Annotated in this window: 6 protein-coding genes; 1 reads left to right on the top strand and 5 read right to left on the bottom strand. The window is 48.1% G+C overall.

All coding sequences use genetic code 11. The features are described 5' to 3' along the window. The 5 genes from Q0198_RS05840 to sdhA all read right to left on the bottom strand — a co-directional run. Positions 1-1,280: nickel-dependent hydrogenase large subunit (locus Q0198_RS05840; protein ID WP_297896030.1), on the bottom strand; the 1,280-nt coding region annotated here is incomplete at its 3' end. Positions 1,281-1,282: 2 nt separating this feature from the next. Next, entirely contained in the window at positions 1,283-2,428 is a 1,146-nt protein-coding gene (locus Q0198_RS05835) for a hydrogenase small subunit (protein WP_297896028.1), read from the bottom strand. A gap of 388 nt (positions 2,429-2,816) precedes the next feature. Continuing rightward, entirely contained in the window at positions 2,817-3,674 is an 858-nt protein-coding gene (gene sdhE / locus Q0198_RS05830) for an 8-methylmenaquinol:fumarate reductase membrane anchor subunit (RefSeq protein WP_297896025.1), read from the bottom strand. Between the two features lie 10 nt (positions 3,675-3,684). Further along, positions 3,685-4,659, bottom strand: coding sequence for an 8-methylmenaquinol:fumarate reductase iron-sulfur subunit (gene sdhB / locus Q0198_RS05825; protein WP_297896024.1), 975 nt, complete (start codon positions 4,657-4,659; stop codon positions 3,685-3,687). After that, positions 4,656-6,536, bottom strand: coding sequence for an 8-methylmenaquinol:fumarate reductase flavoprotein subunit (gene sdhA / locus Q0198_RS05820; RefSeq protein ID WP_297896022.1), 1,881 nt, complete (start codon positions 6,534-6,536; stop codon positions 4,656-4,658). Before sdhA ends, sdhB begins: the two co-directional genes overlap by 4 nt. Before the next feature lie 156 nt (positions 6,537-6,692). Between sdhA and Q0198_RS05815 the strand changes: the two genes are divergently transcribed. Next, a complete protein-coding gene (locus Q0198_RS05815; protein WP_297896020.1) occupies positions 6,693-7,583 on the top strand; it encodes a LysR family transcriptional regulator in 891 nt (296 codons plus the stop codon). Positions 7,584-7,760: the final 177 nt, after the last annotated feature.

The raw sequence follows: 7,760 nt of genomic DNA, 5'->3' as shown, positions 1-7,760 counted from the left end.
GTTCGTCCAAGCGTCGAAAATCCCGCTTCAAGCGGCAAGCCGGCGTCTTTTAGGAATTGATCCACGACCTTTACTACGCGCTCGTTTTTCTTAGCGTAATTTACCACGATATTTGCAAGCGGTCCTACCTGAAGCGGCTTGCCGTCGTAGCGCGGAGCCTTGATCCAGGTGTATTTGCCCTGGGTATCGAGCACCTTCGTGTGCGCTTCTTTGCCGTGCGCGTCGATGCTCTGTCCGTCCTGAAGGCCCGTATAATTCGGCTCCTGCTCGCCGTCGTAAGGATGGAGCGCCGCATCGTTTTTATACCACGCATGCGTTGCCTCCTCGGTAATCTTGTTCTCATCGAGCTCCAAAACCTTGCTAATATCGCCGTCAAGGATCATGCCGCTTTGAAATAGCCATTCGTTCTTTGAAAGCTGAAATTCTTGATGAGTCCATAAATTTGCCACACCGATATCATTTAGCACGCTAGGCTCATTACCGTAAGCCTTCGCAGCCATTACGAGATCAGGATAGTAGGAGCGATTTACGAAGTCCGCGACCTCTTTAAATTTAGACATATATTCGCCAAGTCTCGCAGGACTTAGGATATCCATTACGCAGGTGACGCCGCCTACGGTGAGGCTTTGCGGATGAGGCTGCTTCGCACCGAATATCGCCATCATCTGAGCCGCCGTGCGCTGAATGCGCAAACACTCAAGATAGTGCGAAAGAGCGATTAAATTTTGCTCCGGGCTAAGCTTATATGTAGGATGGCCGAAGTAGGCATTGGCAAAAGGCCCCAAAGCGCCTTTCTTAACAAAAGCGCCCACGCGATCTTGCACCTCTTTTAGTTTATCCGCGCCGCACGCATAAGGGGTGTCGCAGTATTTAAACGCCTCCTCGCTTGCTTTTTTAGGATCGGCGCTAAGCGCGCTTACTACATCTACGAAATCAAGCCCGTGGAGTTGATAAAAATGTACCGGATGATCGTGCAAAAACAGCGCGTTAGCCATCAGCGTGCGCGTTAGCAAGGCATTTAGCGGCGGAGTGATACCGAGGGCGTTTTCTACCGCGACGATGCCCGCTTTGTAATGCGAGAAGGTGCAGACGCCGCAAATTCTTTGCATAAAAAATCCCGCGTCGCGCGGATCTCTATTTTTTACTATGGTCTCAAGCCCGCGCCATAAAGTGGAGCTACTATAAGCCTCGCGGACGACGTTTTCATCATCCACTACGACCTCTATTCTTAAATGTCCCTCTATTCTGGTTATCGGATCTATTACGATTCTTTGCGACATGATTATTCCCCTTTATCTTTCTTAAATGACGCAATCGCGGCGTGTGCCGCTACCGCAACACCCGTGATCGCTAAAATTCCGATACCTATCTTATCTGCGGTAGCATCAGCGCCGAGCCCGCCGAAAACGCTTTCGTAAAGGCGATCTGCCAAAGGTTCCTCAAAAGGTCCCATATGATCCCAAAAATCAGGCTCCGAGCAACCTATACAGCCGTGACCGGCCTGTACCGGCCAGCTAGTGTGGGAGTTGAAGCGCTCGCGCGAGCAGTTGTTAAACGTATAAGGACCCTTGCAGCCTACTTTATAAAGGCAGTATCCGTCCTTTGCGCCCGCATCGCCAAAGCTTTCTACAAACTCGCCCGCATCAAAATGTCCGCGGCGCTCGCATAGATCATGTATTCGCAGCCCGTAAGCCCATTTCGGTCGGTTATAAACATCTAGGCTTGGAAGCGTGCCGAAAAGGATGAAATTTAGCACGTTACCGACGATATTTTTTTCGCTAGGCGGACAGCCCGGGACGTTGATGACGGGTTTGTTTATGATTTTGTCCAAACCTACGGCGCCGGTCGGATTCGGGGCCGCGGCTTGGATACCGCCGAAGCTCGAACAGGTGCCGATCGCAAATATTGCCGCAGCGCCTTCGGCAGCGTGCTTGCAGTGCTGAGCTCCGCTCTTGCCCTCAGGACCCACGGTTAGGAAAAATTCATTCTCGCCGCTTGGAATTCCGCCCTCTACCATCAAGATATAGCGCCCCTTGTATTTTTCGATCGCGCCCTCTAAATTTTCCTCGGCTTGCCAGCCTGCGGCAGCCATTATCGTCTCGTGGTATTCTAGGCTGATGTAATCGAATATTAGACTGTCGATCGTAGGCGTATCGGTGCGAAGTAAGCTCTCGCTACAGCCCGTGCACTCCGCCATATGAAGCCAGATCACAGGCAAGCGATCCGCAAGCTCCGCCGCTCGCGCCACGCTCGGCGCAAATGCGGCCGGAAGCCCTAGCATCGCGGTCATCGCTCCGCTCCATTTCATAAAATCGCGGCGCGAAAAACCCTTGCTTTTAAGCCTTTCTTGTATGCTTTCCTCTGCTTTTATTCGCGGCAAACGCTCAACGGCATCAAGTCTAGCCGAAATTTGAGCCAAATCAACCATAATGTCCTCCTGAAATTTAGGATATTTTTAAATGGCATTCTATCAAAATTTAGAATTCATGCACCTTAAATTTCGTTAGATTTAATTAAAATTTTATATTTATTCATCGTCTAGTAGGTTTTAAATTTAAAAATAAAAGGCGGATTAAAATTTGCTCGGCGGGCGAAACTTTAAATTACGACAGAGAAAGCATTAAATTTTACGAAGCATTAAAATTTACGAAGCAGTGAAATTTCATCCAAGAATTTTATAGTAGCGAAAAGCAGTTCAAGATAAAGCAGGCGTAGGTTGGATGATTTTGTGCGATACTAGCAGGCGCACTGTTTGTGCGCCGCAGCGAAGTATTTTTGCAAAATCATCCTTTAAATCTTTAGAAATTTCCCAAAGATCAGCTTACCAATCTCGTTGCATCTTGGATATTGATGTTTAGCCCAAGCTGCTCGTTGCTTAGCCCAAGAGCAAGGCCTACCAGCTGAGATAGGTGGATGATCGGCTTTCTTGCCTTGGAGTTCATCGCTTCTTGGTATCGCTCCTGATAGATATCTAACTGCATCTGGCATAGCGGACAAGGGGTAACTACGACGTCGGCGCCGTGCTCGGCAGCGTCATTTACGATCTCGCTTGACATTTTAGATACCGATTTTACCGCTGGATAGCTAGCGTGAAAGCCGCAGCAATCAAGGCGTTTTTCAAAAGGCACGATCTGAGCACCAAGTGCGCTAACTACCGCTTCAAAGCTTTTTGGATTGGTTGAGCTTTCTTTTTTAAGCTCGCGCTCCGGTCTTAATGAGTGGCAGCCGTAAAATAGCGCTACTTTTAAATTTGTTAGCGGCCTAACGACTTTAGCTTTTAATGTATCTAAGCTTTGATATAGTACCCAAAGCAGACTCGTTATCTCGGTACTTCCCTGATACTGCATACCGCCCTCTTTTAAAAAGGTATTGATATAGCTTTTAGCTCCCTTATCTAGAGTAAGTTTAGCCTTGGTTAGAGTTAGCATACAGGTAGAGCAGGTAGTTAGCAGAGGCATATTCATACCCTCGGCTAGCGCGATGTTTCTGGCATTGGCTACTAGGCTCGCCATAGGATCGACGCATTGAGCTTGACTAGCCCCGCAGCAGCTCCAACCTTTTATCTCGTGAAGTTTAATACCCAGCACCGGAGCGATCGCTTCGAGTGAAATTTTAGATTCCTTTGCGGCTTGACTTAAAACGCAACCCGGGAAAAATGCAAATTCGTTATTCATCCTCTCCTCCTTATTCTATCTCACCGCTAGCTTGAGCCTTGCGTGCGGCCTCTATCATCTTAACGAGCTGCGCATGTCCCTCGATCTCCTCTTCGCCGAAAGCATGAAGAGGATTCATCTTGCCCGCAGCCATTAAATTTGCCGCTACGTCCATCTTGCCCATATTTGCAAATACGCCTTCGCTTCTTAAGGCAAGCTTGATCTCGTTTAGCCTTCCGCTTCCCTCTACGATGTCTAGTAGGAATGCCTCTGCATGACCAGGACCGCTTCCTGCGGTTAAGCCCTTTTTCATCGCTAAAGCGCGAAGTGCGGTGATATCGCTTTGGGCGCTTATGCCTTTAGGGCAGCGATCGGCACACTCTTGGCAGTGCACGCATAGCCATAATCCGTTTAGTACCGCAGGCTTTAGATGAGGCATAGCGTCCCTGCTTCTTGAATCAAACGCGGCGCGGTTAGCGTGCGTAAAAACAAAGGGTTGCATATAATCGCTCGCATCGGCTCCAAGCTTATTGCATTCGCTAGCGCAACATCCGCAAAGGATACAATCCCACTGCTTTTTAATTCGCTCCATCTGCTCAGGGCTTTGCTTACAGCCCTTTTCGGCGCTAAATTCTTTCTTAGGCGTAATCGTAGGCTTGATCTTTCTTAAATTTTCGATACTAGGCTCCCAATCCACAACTAGATCCGAGATCACTCGAAAATTATTTAGCGGAGAGATCGTAAAACTATCGGGGTTTTCATACTCCGCAAGCAAAGCCTCCATCTTGGTATCGCAGGCAAGATATGAGTGTCCGTTTACCCTTACGGCACAGGCTCCGCATATCGCCATACGACACGCTGCGGTAAAATTTAAAGTGATGTCTAAATTTTGCTTAATAAATTGCAAAACTCCAAGCAGGGTCTTTCCTTTGATCTGCTCCAAACTTAATTCGTAGGCTTGCTTATAATTTTTGCTTCCATCGAAGCGGTCTATGATAAATTTCATTGAGGTTTCCTTCCGTCAAGAGAGAATTCCGTAACGACGACCTCTTTGTAGCCCAAGCTTAGCTCGCCTGCGTCGTTCATCGTCACGATACTGTGCTTTAAGAAATTTTTATCGTCGCGCTTCGGATAGTCCTCTCTGGTATGCGCGCCGCGGCTTTCCAGCCTCTTTTGCGCAGCCAAACACGCACAGCGCGCAAGCAAGATCAAATTTCCAAGCTCGACGTAGTCGGTAAATGCGGTATTCATAACCGGATTTACATCAGCAACGTGCAGCTCGTCGTAGCGCGCTCTGATACTCTCTAAATTTTGCGAAAGCAGATCGAGCTTTTCGCCTGTTCTAAAGATGCCCATATTGTCCCAAAGCTGTGCGCCTAGCTCTTCGCGCAACTCATACATCTCGTTTGCCTTGCCCGAGCCGTTTGCGATCTGCTTAAATTTAGCCTGCCATTTTTGCGCCAGCTCGCTCGCTCTTTTGCCGTCACCGAAACCCTCCTGCTTCGCAGCGTAATCCGCTGCGCCGAGTCCTGCGAGCTTGCCCGTTACGACGGCGTCGGTCAAAGAATTTCCGCCCAAGCGATTTGCGCCGTGGATCGAGATACAAGACGCTTCGCCCGCGGTGTAAAGCCCCGAAATTTTAGTGCTCATATCGTCAAATTTAGACACTTCGATGCCGCCCATAGAGTAGTGTGCGGTCGGACGAATCGGAATCGGCTCCTCGATTAGATCAATACCCTCAAACAAAATGGCGGTGTGTCTGATCTTAGGAAGGGCTTTTAAAATTTTATCTTTTCCGAGATGTCTTACGTCAAGTAGCACGTATGCGCCTAGCCCCTCACCGTAGCCCCTGCCTTCACGAATCTCGGTTTCGATCGCGCGAGCTACGACATCGCGCGGCGCAAGCTCCATCTTTTCGTGGTAGTTTTTCATAAAGCGCTCACCTTTGTTATTGAGCAGATATCCGCCCTCGCCTCGCGCAGCTTCGGTAATGAGCGCGCCGCCGCTTTTGATACCGGTCGGATGAAACTGCACCATCTCCGGATCGCTAAATCCAAGACCCGCGCGCAGTGCAGCCGCGATACCGTCGCCGGTAGCGATATAAGGTACCGATGTGCGGTTGTAAAACATCCTCGTATATCCGCCCGTAGCGATTACCAAGGCTTTGCAAAGCACTGGATAAAAATCGCCGGTTTGGATATTTCGAAGCACGACGCCCTCGCATCTGCCGTCAGGTGCGCTGATCTCAAGCAGCTCGTGATCGATTAAAAATTTAACGCCGTTGCTGACCGCATCGTCAAAACAGGCGTGCATCAAGATATGGCCCGTCTTATCGGCGGAGTAGTTGCATCGTTTTTTAGACGCGCCGCCCATAAAGCGCTGTGCTACGCCGCCCGGGACGCCGCTTTCTTTGCCGTCCACGCCGCCGCTAGCGTTTCTGGAAAACAGCGTGCCGATGTAATCCATCTCGGCAATCGTAGGGCCCGCAAGCTCGCAAAATTTAATCGCGGCGTCCTGATCTACGAGATATGCACCGCCCTTTACGGTGTCGTAGGCGTGAAGCTTGTATGAATCGCCGTTTGCGAAGCTCGTAACGCCGTTGATACCGCCTTCCGCCATACAGGTGGCATTGCGCGAAGGCATCATCTTCGTAGCAACGACTACGCTGAGATTTGGATTACTCTTTCTTACCGCTACGGCTGCACGCAAACCCGCGCCTCCCGAGCCGATAACGAGTACGTCCACACTAGGAAGGCCGCCTTCGTTGCCGCCGCCTCCGCTTTTACTTTTGTCGGTATCCACGCAGCCGCTAAGGCTAAGCGCGCCGACGCTGATACAGGCCGATTTTAAGAAATCGCGTCTGTTGAAATTTGATTCACTCATTTTCCTCTCCATTTGAGAAATTCTTAGCTTAAGTTTAAAGTTCTAAACTAAAAGCGTAATTTTAGTTTCATTTTTAACATAAGTCAAATATTATTTAGTGTATCATTTCATAAGAATTAAATTATCAATTGGAGAGGCTAAATGAATTTGCATCGCATGGAGCTAGTATTAAAAGTAGCAGAATTCCGCAGCTTTACTAAGGCTGCCGAGGCACTTAAAATACCGCAGCCGTCGATATCACAGAGCATTTTATCACTGGAACGTGAGCTTGGAGCGCAGCTTTTTAACCGCACGAGTAATCCCATTTCGCTTACGCACGCGGGAAAAATTTATGCTAGTAAAGCCAAAGTCATTTTTGACGCCATAAACGACCTAAAAAACGATATCTCTGAAATAAGCGGCGTAAAAAATGATAAAATTCGCATCGGTTTTTCGCAAAACGGCTATAATCTACTGCCGTCGCTACTGCCGATGTTTTGCAAGAAATTTAAGGATTCGGATCTACAAATCACGCAGTTTTCTTCTGCGCTTAGCATTCGCGAAATGCTACTTCAAGGTGATCTTGATGTCGGTATGCTGATACTGCCCATCGATATGAGCGGGCTTGACGGGGTTAAAATTCTAACGCAAAAAACCTATGTCGCTCTAAGCTTCACCCATCCGCTCTCGCTTGAGTTTAAAAACGAATCTGTTCCTAAAATTGACATTTCGCGCTTGAAAGAGGAAAGATTCATCCTGCCTAATCAAAGCCTAAGAAGCGCCGAGCAGATAGATGCATTTTTTGCTGCTGCGGGATTTGCGCCGAAAGTGCTGTGTCGCACGGAGACTTTCGATATCGCCAATGCTATCGTCGCAAGCGGCGTGGGAGCGTGCTTTAGCATACCGCAGATGATAAAGGAAGACAAAGCGGGCAGGATAAAACTCTTTGACGTGGGCGCGCACGAGCTGGACAGGACGCTGCTAATTGCATACAAAAAAGGCAAACGTCTAAACCATCTAACGCAGGCATTTATCAAAACTGCACGTAAAATTTCTAATGAAATTTAAAATTCATATCTTGCAACGATAAATGAGAGATTGAGATTTTGTAGCACTTTGCCTCTTTGTTAGCTTTTGCATAAAAAATTTTTGGAGCAGATTTTGCTCAAGTTTAGGTAAATTTAAAACTAAGCTTAAATTAGAATTTTGCCAATAGAATTTTTTATTGCTAAAATTTCACTCACA

Origin of the sequence: uncultured Campylobacter sp., from assembly GCF_938045205.1 — a bacterium.
Taxonomy (GTDB): Bacteria; Campylobacterota; Campylobacteria; order Campylobacterales; family Campylobacteraceae; genus Campylobacter_B.
Note: the sequence above shows the minus strand (reverse complement) of the source record. Positions and strands in the feature narration are given on the sequence as shown.

Bases quoted from the DNA above. Each gene is read 5' to 3' on its own strand.
- Q0198_RS05835 (WP_297896028.1), bottom strand. From the start codon at position 2,428: ATGGTTGATTTGGCTCAAATTTCGGCTAGACTTGATGCCGTTGAGCGT.
- sdhE (WP_297896025.1), bottom strand. From the start codon at position 3,674: ATGAATAACGAATTTGCATTTTTCCCGGGTTGCGTTTTAAGTCAAGCC.
- sdhB (WP_297896024.1), bottom strand. From the start codon at position 4,659: ATGAAATTTATCATAGACCGCTTCGATGGAAGCAAAAATTATAAGCAA.
- sdhA (WP_297896022.1), bottom strand. From the start codon at position 6,536: ATGAGTGAATCAAATTTCAACAGACGCGATTTCTTAAAATCGGCCTGT.
- Q0198_RS05815 (WP_297896020.1), top strand. From the start codon at position 6,693: ATGGAGCTAGTATTAAAAGTAGCAGAATTCCGCAGCTTTACTAAGGCT.